Origin of the sequence: Archangium violaceum (assembly GCF_016887565.1) — a bacterium.
Classification (GTDB): Bacteria; Myxococcota; Myxococcia; order Myxococcales; family Myxococcaceae; genus Archangium; species Archangium violaceum_B.
Genome location: NZ_CP069396.1, coordinates 5,385,486 through 5,403,020, shown reverse-complemented (window position 1 = coordinate 5,403,020; position 17,535 = coordinate 5,385,486). Strand labels below are relative to the sequence as shown.

Sequence of the window (17,535 nt, the reverse complement as noted above, 5' to 3'; positions counted from 1 at the left end):
GGCTCCACGCCCAGGCGCAGCAGGGCCGCCTCGAGAAGGGGTTCAGGCTTCGACTCGAGGTGAGTGCACCGCGTGCCTCATGTCCCGCTGAATCTCACGGTGAGAGGGATTGAGGCGGTCGTGGTGCTTTCATCACCGGGAGATAGCACTTGCCTTGGTGCTCGGCCTGCTCCTCATCGCACGGCGGACGGCGTTCAAGAGCGACCCAGCAGCCGCCGTTGATCGCGACATGGTCTGCCTTGGTGCGGCAGGGGGGCCTGAGCTGGCTCGCGAAAGGCTTGTCGGGAAGCGGATAGGCGATACCCGTCGGGGTCCGCTCGGCACCGTCGATCAGGAAAGAGGGCGGGAACCCGGCATCGGCCCACTCGCCGAGACCCGGAGTCGACGGTGGCGGAGTGGGAGAATCCATCGATGGGGCTCCCGTGCCCAACCAGAAGCCCCCGCCCAGCGCGAGCACGGCGAGGCCCGCGGCCGCCAGTGCTTTTACCTGAGGCCGCCTCAGCCACGGACACGTCGGCTCGCGGGTGAGGTGAGCGCGCGTCCTGGCGTTGCGCCTCACGGCGTCGAGCCCCGCGAGGAGCAGGGTGAGCAGGTTGGCCAGCTCCGCCAGCGAGCCCGAGGCCGGCGCCTGCTCCATCTCCAGCGCGAAGAAAGGGGGGCGGGTCTGGAAGGAGATGCGCACCTGCCAGTTCTTCCTGGGGACCCGGCGTGGCCCGGGCATCATCACCAGGGACGAGGCGCCCGTCTCGACATTGCGCGCCTCGTGGATGTGGCCCAGCTCCGCCGCCGCGTGCTTGCACCGTCTTCCGAGCTGGAAGGGGCCCAACCTTCTGCCTTGCTTCTTCATGGTAACCGTCATGCGCTGCCCTCTGCCGTGCTTGCCGGCCACGCCCGCGTGGCGTCAGCGGAAGCCCGGCGTGCTCGCTTCATACCACGGCCGGAGTTCCTTCCAGGTTCAGAACTTGAGAGGTCATGCCTCGAGGTCGCGGCGACAAAGGATCGGCCTGGCGTGAAGCAGGGCTGCCGCATGCGCCAGGGGCCCATGCGCCCACCTCTCCGAACGGCCGCGGAACGCCGCCGGACAGTCGCGTCGCCACCACCCGCCCGCCGACCCGCGCCGGGGCGAGCGCCGGATTGTCACTCCAGGCTCACCCTCCTCGACGATGCGTCACAGTGCGTGTTCCACTCTCGAAGGCCTGCCAGCGGGTGACTCTGGCATGCGGCTTGGATGTGCTCCGCTGCGATGACGCTCATCGAGCTTCTCTTCCTCCTCTTTCCCATCATGGGAGCAAGCATCGGCGTCGGCATCGGCGTCTCCGGCGGCGAGACGTCGCTGCCCGGCGTGGTCCTCTATGGAACAGTGGGCGGCGTGGCCGGGCTGGCGGCCTACGTCCTGCTCGGGCTGCTCATTGCCGGCCTGATTCGCTTCGGAGAATGGTGGCGCCCTGGCCTGCCCATGTGCCGCCAGGGCAGGTGCGGCACCGACGATTACGTGCATCTCTGGATGGTCCAGGATCTACCGGAGACCGACCGGCAACTGGCTGCGCGGGTGCTCCAGGAAGGCCTTGGGAGTCTGATGCGCTGCCGCTGTGGCGACAGATACGTCCAGAGCTTGAAAGGCCGTCGGGTGCTTGAGGTCGGTCCCGACGGAACGTTGCGGCAATACCGGTACCACAGGTCGTTCGGTCGGAAGTGGCTGCCGGACACCCGGGGATAGAAGCCATCCCGGTGCCGAGCGCGTACTCATCGAAGGGATGGGCCACAGTGTGCGCTCCTTCTTCGGCTCCTCCACCTTCGCGGCAAAGGACGGGCTCTCCTCCTCCGGCTCCGGCTTCTCCCCTGCTTGGGGGAGCACGGCCGAGCCGAAGAACTGGATGAACGACACGACTCCTAGCGCCGCGTGCCGGTGGTGGAACGCGACGGCCAGTTCGTGGGAATCGTCTCGATGGCAAACCTCGCCACGCGCGCCGAGCATGACGAGGAACTGCGGGAGGCCCTGCACCTCATCACGGAGCGGGGTTCCTTCTGGCGCCACCTGGACTGAGCCTTCCGGCTACTCGCGCACCACGAATTCCCGCCCCACGAGTCGTTTGACACCTTCGCGGAGCGCTCAGGTGCGCCGGAATGCGCTCGCGTCAGGCAACCCGCTGCCGGAGGTATCGACGCCCATCGCGGTGAGGATGCCCGAGAAGATGTCCGCCTCGTTCGACGTCATCTTGCCGGGCTCGGGCGCGCCGGTGCGCCTCTCCGCGCAGCAATCCGAAGCCCTCGCTCTTCACGGAGAACGAGGTGATCGCCGTGGCCGAGTCCGTCAGGGTCAGCACGCTCCCCTCCCCCTGCTCCACCACCTGGAACGCGGGGAGCGGACGCAGCACCCGGCGCGGCAGCGCGAGGTCCACCGCCAGCACCTGCCCGGGCTGCACGTTCAGCTCGACGGAGGACTCGGGGACCCAATCGCCCGCCCCTGGCTGAGCGAGCACATCGACGGTCAGGTCCGCGTCACCATTGGCATCGAGGAAGCCCCACAACCGGTACACGTCGGGGCCCACCTCGGATGCAGTGGCCGAGTACGCTTCGTTTCGCACTGTTCCCTTACCGCACGATGAAGTCGAATCGCTCCACTGCCGCCTTGAGTTCCTCCAGCGTCGTCCCAGAGCGCTTCGCCTCTGCCGGCGCGTAGAAGGACAGCGCGGCCCTATCAGGCCGCTCTTTTCGCGGACCCTCGAGGATGACCGGAAAGAAATCGCCCGGCCAGGGAACGCTCAGCAGCTCCGGTCCGTGCTTGAGCGGGTCCAGGATGGTAAAGCACGGCCACTTCGGGAGCTGAATCGTCCGCATGTCGCAGCCATGGAAACTGCACAGGTCCAGCCGGGCCTCGGAGAAATCGCAATTCGCGATCCCTCCGTGTTCCCATCAGGTATCAACTCCCACTCGCTGCCCGAATCCGACGTTTGAATAGCGGCCCTTAAACCGGCAGCCCTCGAACGACAGGGACGTCAACCACTCGTCGGCGAACTCACGCTTTGCCTCGATGGTGCAGTCGATCAGCCTCCCCCACATCGGAACTAATTGCCGCCCTCCGATGCCGAGGACCACGGTGCAGCGCCGGAGCGATAGGTTGGGCCCGAGCCAGTAGATGGCTTCCTTGTCGGTCAGCTCCAGCCGCTCGCCCTCCATCTCGCGGTTCTTGTAGTGGACGTCAGGAGTCACGCGCATCTCAGAAGAAAATCATACGGAATGAGCTCTTCCTGGAGGTGGAAGGCTTCCAGTTTGGTAGCGCCAAAGACCCGCCCTCTGCACTCCGGGACGGACCGGTCGTTTGGACGGTCAGGGTGCGGGTGCTGTCGCGGCCCAGAGTCGGGCCAAGAGGATTGGCAACTGTCCGGCGATCTCCGAGGCGCGGGCCGGATGGTCGAGGGCGTGATCGTCGAGCGCATCGAGGACGCCTTGGGTGGCAACGGTGATGAGGGTCCGTTCGGCTGGGTTGACGAGTCTGAGTCTGATGGCGTCGTCGACCATCGCTTGCGTCCACGGGTTCGGTTCCGGTGACCGAGGTGCTTGCGCGAGCACGGACCGGTCATCGGGGTGGGTGTTGAGGTGCTGGACGAGGGTGTGGCTCGTGGCCGTCAGCTGCGCCCAGAAGCCGGCCGCGTCAGTCGCCGGCGTCCAGTCGCCGATCTCGGTCTGGGCCCGGGTCACGCAGTCGGCCAGCACGGTGGCAAAAAGGTCCGACTTCCCGTCGAAGTAGTGGTACGCCGAGGTCTTGGAGATTCCAGCCTCATGGATGATCTTGTTGTATGAGGCTCCGTCGTACCCGTCGCGGGCGAAATGCGCCCGGGCGACGGAGAGGATCGCAGCCTTGTCGTCGGCCGGCAATCGGTCGAATCGTGGCAGCGGCATCAGCGCAACCGTCGGTTCAAGATGAGCGTGAACACCCAGTGAGTCAACCACAGCACGATGGCGACTCCCCCGCTCACCACCCCGACCGGACCCGGGAACAGAGAGAGGATCTGGAACCCGCACCAGCCATACCCGAGGGCCGTCCAGCTCAGCAACGTCACCGAGGAAGTGCTCGGACGCAGAGCGTCACTGACGCGGTCGACGATATAGAAGTCCTCAACGAAGTTCGCTGGGATCGCGAACATCCACCACACCGACGCTGGTCTTGCGGCCCCGGCTCTGCGCAGCGTTTGCTGCAGGGAGGCGCAGTACCAGGCGACCAGTCCGAGGAAGCCGACGATGATCAGGAGGTTGCCCGGAAATGGGACCAGAACGATCTCACCCAGCAGCCCAGTCCCCCACTCCGGAGACCACAACGGGTAGGTGAGAAGCGCAGTCACAGCTGCGGTTCCGAGGATGCGAATGACAATATGCATCCGAGGGGTGTACCACCGGTACACCCCAGTGGTCCACTCCGGCATTCCTTCTCGACCTCACCGGGACCGGGGTTCCCGTCCAGGAGTAAATTCGTCGGCTTCGCGCTTACTCCCTCTGGAAGGCATCGTTCACCGCCGCCGAGAACACTTCACGGGAGGAATCAGATGAGCACGGGATCCACCGAGACAGGCATCAGCGAGGCCGGCGCGGCGAGCGGTCCGGCGCCGCGACCAGCGGCCGAGGCTCTCGACGTCCGACGCGCTCTGGGGCCCCCTGCGCTGGATCGAGTTGATCAGGCCACGTCGGCCGTTCCAAGTGCTAAGAGCTCGTTTCAAAAATGGACCAGGGAGCCTAGGTCATCTGACCTGCCTCCCCGGGATTGTTTCATAAATGAACCGCAGAGGTATCCAGACTTCCCTCTACGTACCTGGTGCTCATCCTCGCAAGCATGAGGCGCGAACTGGTCCCGGACGAGCTGTGGGCGAGGGTGGAGCCGCTGCTGCCACGACATCGCCGCAAAGGGAGAAGAGGTCGTCCATTGCGCGACGATAGGGCGTGCCTGCGGGGCATTATCTTCGTGCTCAGGACGGGCATCGCCTGGAGAGACCTGCCAGCCGAGGTGTTCGGGTGCAGCGGGGCGACGTGCTGGAGGAGGCTGCGAAAGTGGAGCCGAGCAGGAGTCTTCGAGAAGCTCCAGCGGGTGTTGCTGAACGAGTTGGGGCACAAGGGGCTCATTGACTGGAGCCGGGCCTCGTTCGACTCCAGCAGCCTACGGGCGATAAAAGGGGGGCCCAAACAGGCCCGAATCCAACGGACAGAGGAAAGGCGGGCAGCAAGCACCACCTGGTCGTAGACCGCCGGGGCCTGCCGCTGGCCACCTTGCTGTCGGCCGCCAACGTGCACGACAAGCGCGAGGCGCTGCCGCTCCTCGACGCCATCCTCCCCATCAAGGGGCCACGAGGCAGGCCACGCAGGCGTCCGGCGAAAGGGCACGGCGACAAGGGGTACGATTATGCCGATACCCGCCGGGGATTACGGAAGCGCCACATCGTTCCCCGCATCGCCCGCCGAGGCGTGGAGTCGAAGGAGCGTTTGGGACGCCATCGCTGGGTGGTGGAGCGCTCCCTGGACTGGTTCCACCAGATGAAACGCCTGCGGATTCGCGAAGAGCGGAACCCACAGATGCACCTGGCACTCCTTCGCCTTGGCCACTGCCTCCTTCTCTATCGCGTGCTTGAGCGCCATTTACGAAATGGCCCTGAATAGGCAGGGCATGTTACCTGACCTCTCAGGTCCATTTTTGAAACGAGCTCTAAGCACTCCGTGGCGTTTCGGGAGCGGCCCTTCGGGGTGGCGGGTGTACTCAGGAAGCTGTTCAAGGCCAACGGCCTCGAAGACATCGAGGTCGTTCATATTCCCCCAACCCCCCCGACCCCGTAAGGGATAGCCGTCCGATGATGGAAACGTATTATTCTGGTTCCTACTGGCTCGCCCGGCCTGAATCCGCCGAGTCCAGAAGACGGGACCATGAGCACTGCCACCGCGAGCCGTGCCCCTCAAGGGACTACGCGCCCGCCGATCTCCGGGAAGCACTCGTAGGCCCGCTTGAGCGCGTCCAGGTGGGCGGGGTTGTCCAGGTCGAGCGGCGCATCGGTGAGCCTGACAACCCACCCGCCCATCGCGGTACGCCGTGAGCGCGCGAGCAGCTCCGCGTCGCGCGTCGGGTCCGGAAAGCCGATGGCTCGTGCGGCAGCATCCGACCAGTAGTTGAGCCACCCGAGGAAGTGCGGAATCTCAGGCGCGGGGATGTCCCATGGGAGTTTGAGCGAGGGCAACCCTTTAGGCGGGACATGCGGATCATCCCCCGGGTGGCGAAACTGCTGCGCCACTGTCTCGGCCACCCCATCCGGATCCATGTGTCCCCAGATCGCGCGAGCGCCCTCCGCTACGGCTTCCAGCGCATCCGCTGCCACCGCAATACCTGCTTCGTCGTGTGGCAGCCTCGCGTGGACTTCAAAGTGTGGCGTCATGTCCGCGGCAAGACCTCTCGCGTTCTCCCATCCGGTAAGCGTCACGACGCGATTCTCGTCGTCATTGCAGAGGAACGGAAACCCGTTGTCTGTCCTGTCTGTCGCGACCCACTCATCACGGTGCGGCAATGCAATGAGGTCGTCCTTTTCAGAAGTCGTCCACCCCAGCCGCAAGCCGGGAACCGCGCGCTCCATTCCATGGACGATGGCAAGAGGACGCCCATCGTCGCCCACAAGCGCAGGTGCGTAGACGGTAAGGTGTAAAGATTTTTGTGTGGCTGCCATCTCAGCACCAATCCATGACGACAACTTTGAGGGTGCGGTCTAGTTTAAACAACACGGCTTTGTGCGCGGCGCTTTTGACGCCAACGATGAAGTTATACCCACACTGTCTGGCGAGCCTGTCCTCGCGTTGTAATTCCGGCAACTTCACTCTAGCAAGAAAGTCCTGGGACCGATCTGCGACGGCGGCTCCCGGGCCGGTGCTTTCGCCGCACGAGGCTGAACCTCAAGTTCCACCATGAGTTGCCGCGAGGACTCCGAGACGGCCCGCAGCCGTGCCTCGAACTCCCGTTGAGCGTCGACCCAGGGCGGACGACGGTCTGGCCTTGTCCAGGTCCGCCTTTCCAATCCACGACCGTTCCGGTGCCGGCTCCATCGGCGTGGAAACGAGCCGGATGCGCGGGCCCAAGGTGGGAGTCGACGCGAAGGCGTGGGGCCGTGGCATCGACTGCGGGATGGGCGCGCTCGCGCAGGCGATGAGCAGCTTCGAGGAGCAGCGGGTGATCCAGGTCGGTGCGGGGCCGCTCGTAATGCCGATGTTTCGCCGACCCCGTGGATGACGCCTCGGCCCGCCTCTACACCCGGCAGTCCCAGCCCCCCTGGTGACTCCGGTCATCAGTGGTGACTCGACTCCACCCTCCCCCTGGTGAGCCTCGTCACCAGCCTGGCCCCCTGAGGCGCGCACCCCTTGGCCCAACCCCTTGAGAAGACAGCGTCTGGCCAGGAACCAAGGCCTGGCACGCACGCTGCACTAACGCTTCGCCATCTCGGCTTCCTCTTCTCAATCCTCTTTCTTCCGGAGCACGTCATGGGCATCAAACTCGGTGGTGCGAGCAACCTCTTCAAGGGTGGCGGCAACAAGATTCCGGATTTCAAGCCCAGCGCTCCCAAGCCGGACGTGAAGCCCCAGTTCACGCCGCGCCCCGACATCAACGGCAACAAGCCGGGCCTGAACGGTCCGGGCTTCAACCGGGACAGCTTCGAGCTCAACGGGCTGAACAACCCCAAGCTCAACAAGCCGGGCAAAATGTTGGGTGGCGTGGGTGATGCCTTCAGCGGGGTCGCCCAGGGGGCCGCGGGGCTGGCCGGAGCCGGACTCGACGCCGCCTCCACACTCGGCATGATGGCGCCGCAGATGATGGCGCCCGCGATGGACCCCTACGCGGCCGCGGGTCTGCTGGACCAGGGCTTCGTTGGTGCGCCGATGATGGACCCGTACGCCTCCGCTGGTGGCCTGCCGCCGGAGCTGGCCGGTGCGCCGATGATGGACCCCTTCTCGGCCGGCGGCATGCTCCCTGGCTTTGGCGGGGACCTTGCCCCCGCCACGGCCATCCCTACCGGCGGCCCCTCGGCCGTGAGCAAGAATCCCCCGAGCAAAGCCGCCGCGCCGACCGCGGAGGACGGGACGCCCATTCCCCAGGCCACGGACAAGCGGCCGCAGGGGGACACCCGCTCGGCGGCGGACATCGTCAACGATTCTCCCGCGCTGGCCAAGCTCGGTCGTCAGAAGGACATCAAGTTCAATGAGTTGTGCAAGCAGACCGGCGTGGATGCCAAGCTCGACCTGAAGGATTCCCGTCAGAACCCCGATGCCGTCTACCGGCTGGCGAAGGTGCTGGAGTACATCGACAGCTCCAAGATTTCCGACGGTGGGGAGCGGACGGGCAAGGTCAAGGGCGGAAAGGGAGACGGCAACATCGAGGGCATCACCAAGGATGGAGACGCCCGGCACGGCACCGAGGCCGGAATGGTCAAGGACTTCGCCGAGAAGGGCTACGCCTCCCTGGGCTCGGAGCACCGGCTGCCGACCACGTCCGACACCCACGTCAAGAAGGACGGGAGCAACAAGGACAACTTCCAGTGGTTCGCCGGCGAGGCGGGCAAGCACTTGTGGTTCCTGCCGGGCGTCAGCAATGTCCTGACCGGGATTGGCAACTCCGAGGGTGGCGTCAAGGGCGTCATCGAGGGGGGCCTGGGTGGGATGGTCAAGACCTGGAAGGGGGCCGCCGAGGGAGTGCTCGGGGCGCTGGGGACTGGCAAGGTCAACCCCGCCTCCGCGCTGCTGGGCGCCTACACGGGCGCGCTGGGTGAGACCGATGCCGCTCCCCAGGAGGTGAAGGACGTCGTCAACATGCTGCCCATCTGATTCGAGAGGGTCCTCCTCACAGGGGACCCTCTCGTCGATCACTGGAGGCATGGCTCGAGCAGCTCGGTGCAACCGGCTCACCCGGATGTCACTTGCAGACCTGACCCGTCACGAGGTTGACCCTCGCATCCAGTCGAACGACTCCGTCTCGCAGGTGGCGCGAGAAGCGTTCCGTCAAGGCTCGACGCGCGTTGCCGCGCACAACGTCGTCCGTCTTGGCCAAGGGCTCCGCGATCGAGAAGGCCGCGAGCGCGAAGTCCGCTGCATCTGCCGCACCGAGGCCACCGCCGATCGCGAGCCCTTCGCGCCACTCGCTCACTTCCACCTCGCCGAAACCAGCCTGCCGAAGCAATTTCAATAGCGTGTCGGCCTGGCCGTAGCGAAACGGGCCTGGAGCGTCGGGGTCGGACGGTGGCACGTCGACGAACCCGGCAACGACATCGCGCACCGTCGTCACCCACGGATTGTCAGCGGGTCGCCCCCAGACCGCGAAGGCGAAGCGACCACCCGGCGCGAGCCAGCCCGCGAGGTTGCGGAAGGCGGCGGGTGCGTCGTCGAAGAACATCACTCCGAAACGTGAGGTGAGCCGCTCGTAGGGGCCCCCGGGCGGTGGCGTCGTCGCCACGTCCACTCTCGTGAAGGAGATGGCGCGCTCATCGGGTGGAATGCGAGCGCGTGCCGTCTCGATCAACCCCGGCGAGATGTCGAACCCGTCAACGATGCTCCCCTCTGGCGCTCGACGGAGGATCTCCAGCGTCGTTCCGCCGCCGCCACATGCGACGTCGGCGATCCGAACAGGCCCGTCGAGACGCAGCGCATGGATCAGCGGCGCGTCGATGGGCGCGAGCATTCTTTCCATGCCGTCGAGCCTGGCGCGCCACTTCTCGCCTCGGGTCGCGGCCCAGTCGAACTCTGTGGAGTGCTTGTTCGTCTTCATAGTCCACGCTTTCCGTAGGCCCAGTATGGTTTGGTGCGAATGCTACGCTTCGACCATCCGGCCTCGAGCAGCTCCGCGCGAAGCCGGACGATCGAGCCCATGTGCCCGACTCTGGAAGTTCGATCTTTCCGTCAAGGCCGACGCACGGTGCGCGGAGCGTTCACTTGGGCTCATGCCGCCGAGGAAAGCGCGGGCGCGGCGCCGCGTATTGGATTTTTTTACCCGTACACCGAGACGTGGTCGGTGCCCGCGACACGCGCCGAGAGCCACTCGCGCGGGCTCGAGCCCGCGATGGCGCGGAACTCGCGAAGGAAATGGGCCTGGTCGCAGTAGCCGTGCTCGTAGGCCAGGGCCGCACCCCGCAAGGCCCCTTGCTCCAGGTCGCGCAACGCTGCTCGAAACCGTCGGACGCGCCAGAAGGACTTGGGGCTCAAGCCGACCTCGTCGCGGAAAAGCGCCAGGAGGCGCTTCGGCGAAAGCCCCGTCCGGCGATTGACCTCCGCAACCGACGTGAGGGTGGGTTCTTCGAACGCGCGGAGAGACGCGCGGAGCGCGGGGCCCAGGTCGAACGAGCGGCGGACTCGTTCGAGAAGCAGGGCCTCCAAGAGACGCACTCGATCGACCGGCGTGGGTGCCTCCATGAGTCGCTCACGCAGTGAACGGGCTGACGTGCCCCACAGTGCTTCCAGCGAGACGGTCTGCTCCGCCGTCGCGTCGGCGGGGACATCGAAGAAGGGGCGTGCTCCGCCAGGCTTGAAGTGGACGCCGACGGTCGAGCCATGCGAGGTGCCGATGAGCAGCGGGCTCTGCCGCGCGCCGCACAAGATGGCCCCGGAGAGCTCGGCCGGCTCGCTCGTTCGCTCATCGGGATAGATGCGCATCGGGCTCTCTCCGAGGTGGACGACGAGCGCCTGCGCGCCCGTCGGCAGCACGCGCTCTCGCGGAGCCTGCGCGACATGGGCGTTGGACACCCAGAAGAAGTCGACGAGCCGATCCAGAGGTGCCCTTGGGCGATAGAGCGCGTGGGTCATGATGTGCGCTGACAGCTCTTGCAGATGCCGGAAAGCCCAGGTGCTCGGAGACATCGCGCTGGAGCACTTCGAACGCCTCGAACTCGAACTATGCGAGTAGTTCGCATGACTTTCAAGCGCCCCCGCCGGCGCTGCTTCCGCCTTCGCCAGGTGACGCGCGGCGCCCAGGGCACTGAACCGCCTCGCGTCATCCGGCTCTACGGAAGGGCTCTTTGCCTGGCGGCTCCGCGCCCGTTCCTTCGCTGACTCAGGGCGCCTTGTACCCCGTAGCGACATCCAGGACCCACGTGATGCCGAAGCGGTCCTTGAGCATGCCGTAGAGGGGCGCCCATCCCGACGGCCCCAGCGGCTGCGCGACGGTCGCGCCAACGGAGAGCTTTTCCCAGAACGCGGTGATTTCCTTATCCGAGTCACCGCGGACAGAGACGAAGGATGCATTCTTGCCTGGGTCCCACGGCATCCGGGACGGCACGTCGTACGCCATCACGCGGAAGCCGTTCTTGGCGGCGACCTGGCCCCACATCACCTGGTTCGCCTCGGACGGAGCCTGGACGTTCTGGGCGTCCTTGTAGGTGACGATGGCGATGTCTCCGCCGAACACGGACTGGTAGAACTCCAGCGCCGCACGAGCATCGCCACGGAAGTTGAGGTGGTTGGTAACGCTGACGGTCATGACTCTCTCCTATGCAGGTTCAGATTTTCGAGCGTTTCCGCACGCTCGCGGCTCGTCGGGGCGACGGGGGCTCGTCGACCCGTGAGGTGGTGGGAACAGGTCTGTGACCTGTCGAATCGGGTGGTACCTCCGAGGGCTGACGCCGCAGGGCTGGCACGATGACTCCGTCAACCATCGACACGAGGAAGGCCAGGTCGATCGGCTTGCGCTGAACCAGGGTGCGGTAGGCGGCCATCGACGGGATGACCTGGGACAGAGTGCCGATGTCGGCGGACGCCGAGATCTCACCGCGTTCGACCGCTCGCCGCATCAGCGCGAAGTGCGCTTCGGCCCACGGTTGAACCACCGCGGCGTTTGCTGCGTCGGCGAGCGCCTGGTCTTGCGAGAGCAACGAGGCGAGCCCCGTCATGATCTTGAGCTTGCGCTCGCTTTCTTCGATCGACTGCGGCTTGAACAGGCCGAGCAGGTCTCCGCGGAGCGTGCCCGTGTCGGGCAGACGCTCGAGATCGACCTGATTGCGTTTCATGTGCGCGACGGCGTCGATGACCAGCTCTGTCTTCGACGTCCATCGGCGGTAGATGGTCGCCTTCCCTGCTCCGGCTCGCGCGGCCACGATGTCCATTGTCAGGCCCGCTGCGCCCACCTCGGCGAGAACCTCGAGCGTGGCGTCGAGAATCTTTGCGTCGCGCGAGTGGTCTCGCTTGCGTCCTGGCTGTGCAGGCTCGACGGCAACGGCGTCGTCATCGTTCTGAGTCATGCAGTCATCCTTGAGATGATATTGATACTGCTGAGTTCCGGAACCGTCAAGTTCCGAAATTGTCCGGTGTCGTTATTCAAGCACCGGGCGAATGGGAGGCCTGTTGAGGGTGAGGGCTTGAGCAGAGGGGCCAAGGAGGGCCGCGGACGGGTGCCGCCGAGCTGTGCGCCACAGGCCGGTGGAGAGGCCGGCAGCCCTCTTCGCATGGTTTCTGTCCACGTCGGAGCAGGCGCGAGCGGTAGTGCATCAACTCCCGCCGACTCCGGGGCGGGAGTTATGGGTGACGGACCGCCTGGATCGCGTCATCAAGAAGGGCCCCCATATCCGCCTTGCCTCCGGATGCCGTCCACGCTGCGAGCGCGGCATCCAGACACGCCAGGGCCGCGGCCACGATGGCGGCCGCACGAGGGTCCCCCTGCGGTGACCCGGCACGCGGCGGGAGGCGCTTCACGATGGCGGGCACGAGCGCGTCGTGCCACTGCATCTGCTTCTCCGTGTGCCGCGCCCGAAGCGACGGGGTCTGCGCGAGCATCCGGGCGCCTCGGAGAGCGCGTTCCGGGTCGCGCTTCGTGCCCTCGCACACCACGTCGAAGGCGCGGCGCAGGGCGGCCCAGGGGCTCTCGGAGAGTGGACGCGCCTCCAGCGCCTGCTGCAGGGCGAGCCCCGTTTCGGACAAGTACCCGAGGACCACGTCCTCCTTCGTCTCGAAATAGCGGAAGAAACTCCTCGTGGAGATTCCCGCCGCGGCGGCGATCTGCTCGGTGGTCGTCGCATCGAAGCCCCGCGTGAGGAAGAGCTGCATGGCCGCATTCGCGATCTCCACCTGAACCGCTCGTCGCGTCCGCTCTCGCAACCCTGTTGCTGCTTCCTTGGTCTTCCGGCTCCTCATCCCGTCAGCATACGACAACAGAACACAATGTCAGAATATGCCTTTCTTGACATTGACTGCCACATTTGACACAAACAGCCAACATCAACGAGGGTCGGACGCTGGAGGAAACATGAGCAAGGTCTGGTTCATCACAGGAGCATCTCGCGGGTTTGGCCGCGCGTTCGTCGAGGCGGCCCTCGGCCGGGGAGACCGGGTCGCGGCGACGGTCCGCAACGCCGACGCGCTGGCCGACCTGAGTCGCCAGTACGGGGAGGCACTCCTCGTCCTCACACTCGATGTCACGAACCGGGATGCGGTGTTCCAGGCCGTGGGCAGGGCCACCGAGCGCTTCGGCCGTCTCGATGTCGTCGTCAACAACGCGGGCTTCGGCCTGTTCGGTGCCATCGAGGAGCTCTCGGAACAGGACATCCGGCATCAGCTCGACGTCAACGTGCTCGGCGCGCTGTGGGTGACGCAGGCGGTGCTGCCCACGCTCCGGGCCCAGAAGAGCGGGCACATCCTCCAGATTTCGAGCATCGGTGGAGTCGGCGCGTTCCCCAACCTGGGCGGCTACCACGCATCCAAGTGGGCACTCGAGGGCTTCAGCGAGTCCCTCGCGCAGGAGGTGGGGGGCCTTGGCATCAAGGTCACCCTCGTCGAGCCGGGCCTCTTCGCCACGGATTGGGGGGGCGCCTCCGCGGTGCGCTCGAAGCCCCATCCCGCCTACGACGGCCTGCGCACGGCACTCGCCAGTCAGAGGAGCGGTGCGAAGGCCGGCGATCCCAAGGCCGCCGCGCGCGCGTTGCTGAAGGTGGTCGACGCGGAGAAGCCCCCCCTGCGCGTTCTCTTCGGCCAGATGCCGACGAAGCTGGTGCAGCACCTCTACACCCAGCGGCTGAAGACCTGGGGCGAGTGGGAGCAGGTCTCGGTGGAGGCCGAGGGGACGTCGCCGTCCTGAGCAGTGGGGCCAACCCCGCCCAAGCACATAAACAACCCGGGATGGAGCCCCACGGGTGCTCCAGGAGGATGCCCCCGCAACCTCAGCGACACGGTCCACGTCGACAGCCGCAAGCACCCTGCTCGACCGCGCCGAGCGCGAGGCCGCCTCCCGTGACGAGGCCCCCGGTGAGCGCCGCATGGACCTGGTCCCCGCCTTCGCCCACCCCATGCCCATCACCGTCATCAGTGACATGCTCGGCATCCCCGAGGAGGACCGCGAGCGCATCCACGTCTGGGCCGAGCGCATCATGAACTCGGACCGCTTCGACCCCGCCCAGGACGGCGCGCGCAGGACCCAGATGTGCTTGGCCATCCCCGCCGAGGAGCTGAAGTGGGGCACCGGCGCGGGCGCCGGGCTGCGCGGCTTCTCCACCATCCCCGTCCTGTTCTAAGACTCCACGGCGGACAAGCTCGAGCCCTTCGAGGGTGACACCGAGCAGCGGACCGTGGAGGCGAGTCCTCCGGGTCAGGTCCTCTCTCTGCCCTGGCGGGGAGCGGATGCCTGTCTGGGAGTTGCCAGCCTTCACAAAGCCGCTGGCACCACCACACCTTGAAGCAGAGGGAGGTTTCCGTGATGCCAACTCCTACCGAGATCGACACGACGTTCCTTCAACTCACGTCCGTGGGCCTGTCCACCGTGCTGCACAAGGGCTCGCGTGGCCCGTTGGTGATGGAGCTGCAACGCAAGCTGACGGCAGCCGGCTTCAACCCCGGCCCGACGGATGGCTTCTTCGGCTCGCAGACGGAGGATGCGGTGCTGTCCTTCCAGCGAGGCAGGGGAATGAACGAGGACGGCATCGTGGACTCCGACACCTGGAGCGAACTCGGGGTCCACTTCCGGCCTCCGGAGCAGGAAGAGCCCGAAGGCCCGGGCCTCACCCTGGAGCAGCTGCGAACCGTCATGCCCAACTGCTCGGAAATGCGGGCCGCCGAGCTGCTGCCGCACCTCAACAAGGCGATGATCGAGGCGGACATCACGACGCCCCAGCGTCAGGCGGCCTTCCTCGCGGAGCTCGCCTTCGTGACGGGCCAGCTCAATCGGTTCGAGGAGCCAGATTCAGGCGAGCAGTACGAGGGACGGGAAGACCTGGGCAACGTGCGGCCCGGGGACGGCGCTCGCTACAAGGGCCGTGGCCCCTTCCTGCTCACCGGCCGGGCCAACTACCGTGCCGCCGGCAAGGCGCTGGGAATCGACCTGGAGAACGACCCCGAGCTCGCCGCGAACCCCGAAGTGGGTTTCCGCGTGGCGGCCTGGTACTGGACCAGCCGTGACCTCAACCCCCTGGCGGACCAGGGGGACTTCGAGGAAATCACCCGCCGCTTCATCGGGCGCGACACCGTGCTGCCCAGGCACATGGTCTTCTACCGACGCGCGCTGACCATGCTCGCCCATTAGGCGGGACCGGGCGGGACCCCAACTCCGCCTCCACCTGGTTCAGTAAGCAACAGAAGACCCGACTCACTCGCACCGCCCTCCTCTCCGTGCATCCATGCCGGGAGGGGGGCGGTTGTCTTATGGACGTCTTCGCCGCGATGCTGACGCACGAGGCCGTCACGCTCTACCTGCTGGGCATCACCCAAGCCGCGTGCGCTGTCCGCCGCGGCCTGTTCCCCCCTCCTCCGAGGATGGTCCCATGCTCCAAGACGTCGGAATCGGAAAGAAGCTGTACCTCGCCTTCGGCTCGATGATCGCGGTCCTGCTGCTGGTGGTGGGCATCTCCTATTCGAGCTTCGAGAAGCTCTCGGAAGCGAACCGCTGGGACAAGCACTCCTACGAGGTACTCCAGGAGATCAACGGCACCATGAAGTCGCTCGTCGACATGGAGACGGGGCTGCGGGGGTTCGCCATCACGGGGGATGAGAAGTTCCTCGGGCCCCTGCAGTCCGGCAAGGCGGGCTTCACCCAGCACTTCGCCCGGGCCCGGGAGCTGACGACGGACAACCCCCGGCAACAAGAGCGCCTGCAGATGCTGCGCGAGGACTACCAGCGCTGGCTGTCGCAGGAGGTGGAGCCCCTCGTCGAGCTGCGCCGCAAGGCCACGAGTGGCGAGGTGCCGGTGGACGAGGTGGTGGGCTTCGTGGGGACCGCCCGGGGCAAGCAGTTCATGGACGGAATGCGCGAGGGGATGGCGCAGATCTCCAACGAGGAGTTGCGGCTGCTGGAGCAGCGCTCGCGGACCTCCAACGAGCTGGAAGCGGCCATGTACCGCACCCTGATGACGGGTGGAGGGATGGGGGCGGTGCTGGCGGTGGTGCTGGCACTGCTGCTGAGCCGCGGCATCGTGCTCCCCATCAACGAGGCGGTGGCGGCGATGGGCCGGCTGGCGCAGGGAGACCTGGCGGCGGAGGTGCAGGCGCGCGGCCGCGACGAGACGGGACAGATGCTGGCGGGGATGCAGGAGATGATCCGCTCGCTGCGGAACATGACGCGGGTGGCCGAGTCCCTGGCGGCCGGTGACATGACCGTGCAGGTGATACCGCGCTCGGAGAACGACACGCTGGGGCGGGCCTTCGGCTCCATGGTGCAGAAGCTGGGCGGGATGATCGGCGAGGTGCGGGCGGGGGCCGTGGCGCTGTCCTCGGCGGCCTCGCAGGTGTCGGCCACGTCGCAGTCGCTGTCGCAAGGCACGAACAGCCAGGCCGCCTCGGTGGAAGAGACGAGCGCCACGCTGGAGCAGATCGGCAGCACCATCACCCAGAACGCGGACAACAGCCGGCTGACGGACCAGATGGCCACCAAGGGAGCCCAGGACGCCGCCGAGAGCGGCGCGGCGGTGGCGGAAACCGTGCAGGCGATGACGGCCATCGCGGAGAAGATCTCCATCGTGGAGGAGATCGCCTACCAGACGAACCTGCTGGCGCTGAACGCGGCGGTGGAGGCGGCGCGCGCGGGCGAGCATGGCAGGGGCTTCGCGGTGGTGGCCACCGAGGTGCGCAAACTGGCCGAGCGCAGCCAGAAGGCGGCCAAGGAGATTGGTGGCCTGGCCAGCAGCAGCGTGAAGATCGCCGAGCGCTCGGGGGTGCTGCTCAAGGAGCTGGTGCCCTCCATCCGGAAGACGGCGGAGCTGGTGCAGGAGGTGAGCGCGGCGTCCAAGGAGCAGGCCTCGGGCCTGATGCAGATGAACAAGGCCATGGAGCAGGTGGACCAGGTGACGCAGCGCAACGCGTCCGCGGCGGAGGAGCTGGCGAGCACGGCGGAGGAGCTGAGCGCGCAGGCGCAGGCACTCCAGCAGCTCATGTCCTTCTTCCGCATCCATGGAATGGACGACGGGGGCCTGACGCTGCGGCAGGTCCAGCAGAGACGGGCGCCATGGTCGCCCGGAGCGCCCGCCACGGAGATGCTGGCGCGCGCCGTGTCCACCGTGTCCGCCGAGTCCGTGCCTGCCCCGACGCCGGGTGCACCCCGCCTGCGCGACTTCACGCGTTTCTAGG

Annotated in this window: 22 protein-coding genes; 9 read left to right on the top strand and 13 right to left on the bottom strand. The window is 66.5% G+C overall.

The genetic code is table 11. The features are described 5' to 3' along the window. Positions 1-94: 94 nt before the first annotated feature. Entirely contained in the window at positions 95-847 is a 753-nt protein-coding gene (locus JRI60_RS22110; protein ID WP_204227816.1) for a hypothetical protein, read from the bottom strand. Positions 848-1,243: 396 nt separating this feature from the next. On the opposite strand from JRI60_RS22110, the gene JRI60_RS22105 reads away from it, so the two are divergent. Both JRI60_RS22105 and JRI60_RS22100 read left to right on the top strand, forming a co-directional pair. Next, positions 1,244-1,717: a hypothetical protein gene (locus JRI60_RS22105; RefSeq protein WP_204227815.1), complete on the top strand. Its 474-nt coding sequence runs from the start codon at positions 1,244-1,246 to the stop codon at positions 1,715-1,717. Between the two features lie 183 nt (positions 1,718-1,900). Continuing rightward, positions 1,901-2,044 (top strand): hypothetical protein, encoded by a 144-nt coding sequence (locus JRI60_RS22100; protein WP_204227814.1) that lies wholly within the window; start codon positions 1,901-1,903, stop codon positions 2,042-2,044. 91 nt (positions 2,045-2,135) lie between these two features. Here the strand turns inward: JRI60_RS22100 and JRI60_RS22095 are convergent, their stop codons facing one another. The 5 genes from JRI60_RS22095 to JRI60_RS22080 all read right to left on the bottom strand — a co-directional run bounded on the left by JRI60_RS22095 (position 2,136) and on the right by JRI60_RS22080 (position 4,376). Continuing rightward, a complete protein-coding gene (locus JRI60_RS22095) occupies positions 2,136-2,585 on the bottom strand; it encodes a hypothetical protein (RefSeq protein WP_204227813.1) in 450 nt (149 codons plus the stop codon). 7 nt (positions 2,586-2,592) lie between these two features. Next, positions 2,593-2,838 carry a hypothetical protein gene (locus tag JRI60_RS53495; protein ID WP_239470661.1) on the bottom strand — a complete coding sequence of 82 codons (246 nt, stop codon included), beginning with the start codon at positions 2,836-2,838 and terminating at the stop codon, positions 2,593-2,595. Positions 2,839-2,913: 75 nt separating this feature from the next. Next, positions 2,914-3,210 (bottom strand): hypothetical protein, encoded by a 297-nt coding sequence (locus tag JRI60_RS53490; RefSeq protein WP_239470660.1) that lies wholly within the window; start codon positions 3,208-3,210, stop codon positions 2,914-2,916. 117 nt (positions 3,211-3,327) lie between these two features. After that, a complete protein-coding gene (locus tag JRI60_RS22085) occupies positions 3,328-3,900 on the bottom strand; it encodes a TetR/AcrR family transcriptional regulator (RefSeq protein ID WP_204227812.1) in 573 nt (190 codons plus the stop codon). Further along, on the bottom strand, positions 3,900-4,376 hold the full coding sequence (locus JRI60_RS22080) for a hypothetical protein (RefSeq protein WP_204227811.1): 477 nt from the start codon (positions 4,374-4,376) through the stop codon (positions 3,900-3,902). The genes JRI60_RS22085 and JRI60_RS22080 overlap by 1 nt, the downstream gene beginning before the upstream one ends. Positions 4,377-4,825: 449 nt before the next feature. On the opposite strand from JRI60_RS22080, the gene JRI60_RS22075 reads away from it, so the two are divergent. Further along, positions 4,826-5,643 (top strand): IS5 family transposase gene (locus JRI60_RS22075; RefSeq protein ID WP_430384330.1). Its coding sequence is split into 2 segments (ribosomal slippage): positions 4,826-5,168 and positions 5,168-5,643, totalling 819 coding nucleotides; the frame shifts between segments, so codons are not numbered across the junction. A gap of 290 nt (positions 5,644-5,933) precedes the next feature. On the opposite strand, the gene JRI60_RS22070 is transcribed toward JRI60_RS22075, so the two are convergent. Both JRI60_RS22070 and JRI60_RS53485 read right to left on the bottom strand, forming a co-directional pair. Next, entirely contained in the window at positions 5,934-6,692 is a 759-nt protein-coding gene (locus tag JRI60_RS22070; RefSeq protein ID WP_204227810.1) for a DUF5953 family protein, read from the bottom strand. A 1-nt stretch (position 6,693) separates the two neighbouring features. Continuing rightward, on the bottom strand, positions 6,694-6,840 hold the full coding sequence (locus JRI60_RS53485; protein ID WP_239470659.1) for a DUF6310 domain-containing protein: 147 nt from the start codon (positions 6,838-6,840) through the stop codon (positions 6,694-6,696). Positions 6,841-7,015: 175 nt separating this feature from the next. On the opposite strand from JRI60_RS53485, the gene JRI60_RS22065 reads away from it, so the two are divergent. Both JRI60_RS22065 and JRI60_RS53480 read left to right on the top strand, forming a co-directional pair. Next, positions 7,016-7,249 (top strand): hypothetical protein, encoded by a 234-nt coding sequence (locus JRI60_RS22065; RefSeq protein WP_204227809.1) that lies wholly within the window; start codon positions 7,016-7,018, stop codon positions 7,247-7,249. Between the two features lie 248 nt (positions 7,250-7,497). Then, entirely contained in the window at positions 7,498-8,835 is a 1,338-nt protein-coding gene (locus JRI60_RS53480) for a hypothetical protein (RefSeq protein ID WP_239470658.1), read from the top strand. 88 nt (positions 8,836-8,923) lie between these two features. Here JRI60_RS53480 and JRI60_RS22055 read toward each other — a convergent pair whose 3' ends face one another. The 5 genes from JRI60_RS22055 to JRI60_RS22035 form a co-directional block, all read right to left on the bottom strand. Further along, positions 8,924-9,772 (bottom strand): class I SAM-dependent methyltransferase, encoded by an 849-nt coding sequence (locus tag JRI60_RS22055; RefSeq protein ID WP_204227808.1) that lies wholly within the window; start codon positions 9,770-9,772, stop codon positions 8,924-8,926. Between the two features lie 218 nt (positions 9,773-9,990). Continuing rightward, positions 9,991-10,803: a helix-turn-helix domain-containing protein gene (locus tag JRI60_RS22050; RefSeq protein WP_204227807.1), complete on the bottom strand. Its 813-nt coding sequence runs from the start codon at positions 10,801-10,803 to the stop codon at positions 9,991-9,993. Between the two features lie 247 nt (positions 10,804-11,050). Continuing rightward, positions 11,051-11,476 carry a VOC family protein gene (locus JRI60_RS22045; RefSeq protein WP_204227806.1) on the bottom strand — a complete coding sequence of 142 codons (426 nt, stop codon included), beginning with the start codon at positions 11,474-11,476 and terminating at the stop codon, positions 11,051-11,053. A 19-nt stretch (positions 11,477-11,495) separates the two neighbouring features. Beyond that, on the bottom strand, positions 11,496-12,233 hold the full coding sequence (locus JRI60_RS22040) for a TetR/AcrR family transcriptional regulator (RefSeq protein WP_204227805.1): 738 nt from the start codon (positions 12,231-12,233) through the stop codon (positions 11,496-11,498). A gap of 274 nt (positions 12,234-12,507) precedes the next feature. Continuing rightward, on the bottom strand, positions 12,508-13,056 hold the full coding sequence (locus JRI60_RS22035; RefSeq protein WP_204227804.1) for a TetR family transcriptional regulator: 549 nt from the start codon (positions 13,054-13,056) through the stop codon (positions 12,508-12,510). Positions 13,057-13,234: 178 nt separating this feature from the next. Between JRI60_RS22035 and JRI60_RS22030 the strand changes: the two genes are divergently transcribed. The 4 genes from JRI60_RS22030 (at position 13,235) to JRI60_RS22015 (ending at position 17,534) form a co-directional block, all read left to right on the top strand. Beyond that, positions 13,235-14,062: an SDR family oxidoreductase gene (locus tag JRI60_RS22030; protein WP_204227803.1), complete on the top strand. Its 828-nt coding sequence runs from the start codon at positions 13,235-13,237 to the stop codon at positions 14,060-14,062. A 178-nt stretch (positions 14,063-14,240) separates the two neighbouring features. Continuing rightward, positions 14,241-14,495 (top strand): hypothetical protein, encoded by a 255-nt coding sequence (locus JRI60_RS22025; protein WP_204227802.1) that lies wholly within the window; start codon positions 14,241-14,243, stop codon positions 14,493-14,495. A 182-nt stretch (positions 14,496-14,677) separates the two neighbouring features. Further along, complete coding sequence (locus JRI60_RS22020; RefSeq protein WP_204227801.1) at positions 14,678-15,499, top strand: peptidoglycan-binding protein; 822 nt, start codon at positions 14,678-14,680, stop codon at positions 15,497-15,499. Between the two features lie 238 nt (positions 15,500-15,737). Continuing rightward, positions 15,738-17,534, top strand: a complete 1,797-nt coding sequence (locus JRI60_RS22015; protein WP_239470657.1) for a methyl-accepting chemotaxis protein — start codon at positions 15,738-15,740, stop codon at positions 17,532-17,534. The last annotated feature ends 1 nt before the right edge of the window (position 17,535 follow it).

What these genes read in the sequence shown, in the direction of transcription:
- JRI60_RS53480 (WP_239470658.1), top strand. Translation starts at nt 7,498, where the DNA reads ATGGGCATCAAACTCGGTGGTGCGAGCAACCTCTTCAAGGGTGGCGGC.
- JRI60_RS22110 (WP_204227816.1), bottom strand. Translation starts at nt 847, where the DNA reads ATGAAGAAGCAAGGCAGAAGGTTGGGCCCCTTCCAGCTCGGAAGACGG.
- JRI60_RS22030 (WP_204227803.1), top strand. Translation starts at nt 13,235, where the DNA reads ATGAGCAAGGTCTGGTTCATCACAGGAGCATCTCGCGGGTTTGGCCGC.
- JRI60_RS22025 (WP_204227802.1), top strand. Translation starts at nt 14,241, where the DNA reads ATGGACCTGGTCCCCGCCTTCGCCCACCCCATGCCCATCACCGTCATC.
- JRI60_RS22040 (WP_204227805.1), bottom strand. Translation starts at nt 12,233, where the DNA reads ATGACTCAGAACGATGACGACGCCGTTGCCGTCGAGCCTGCACAGCCA.
- JRI60_RS22085 (WP_204227812.1), bottom strand. Translation starts at nt 3,900, where the DNA reads ATGCCGCTGCCACGATTCGACCGATTGCCGGCCGACGACAAGGCTGCG.
- JRI60_RS22070 (WP_204227810.1), bottom strand. Translation starts at nt 6,692, where the DNA reads ATGGCAGCCACACAAAAATCTTTACACCTTACCGTCTACGCACCTGCG.
- JRI60_RS22015 (WP_239470657.1), top strand. Translation starts at nt 15,738, where the DNA reads ATGCTCCAAGACGTCGGAATCGGAAAGAAGCTGTACCTCGCCTTCGGC.
- JRI60_RS22080 (WP_204227811.1), bottom strand. Translation starts at nt 4,376, where the DNA reads ATGCATATTGTCATTCGCATCCTCGGAACCGCAGCTGTGACTGCGCTT.
- JRI60_RS22105 (WP_204227815.1), top strand. Translation starts at nt 1,244, where the DNA reads ATGACGCTCATCGAGCTTCTCTTCCTCCTCTTTCCCATCATGGGAGCA.
- JRI60_RS22055 (WP_204227808.1), bottom strand. Translation starts at nt 9,772, where the DNA reads ATGAAGACGAACAAGCACTCCACAGAGTTCGACTGGGCCGCGACCCGA.
- JRI60_RS22020 (WP_204227801.1), top strand. Translation starts at nt 14,678, where the DNA reads ATGCCAACTCCTACCGAGATCGACACGACGTTCCTTCAACTCACGTCC.
- JRI60_RS53495 (WP_239470661.1), bottom strand. Translation starts at nt 2,838, where the DNA reads ATGCGGACGATTCAGCTCCCGAAGTGGCCGTGCTTTACCATCCTGGAC.
- JRI60_RS22050 (WP_204227807.1), bottom strand. Translation starts at nt 10,803, where the DNA reads ATGACCCACGCGCTCTATCGCCCAAGGGCACCTCTGGATCGGCTCGTC.
- JRI60_RS22045 (WP_204227806.1), bottom strand. Translation starts at nt 11,476, where the DNA reads ATGACCGTCAGCGTTACCAACCACCTCAACTTCCGTGGCGATGCTCGT.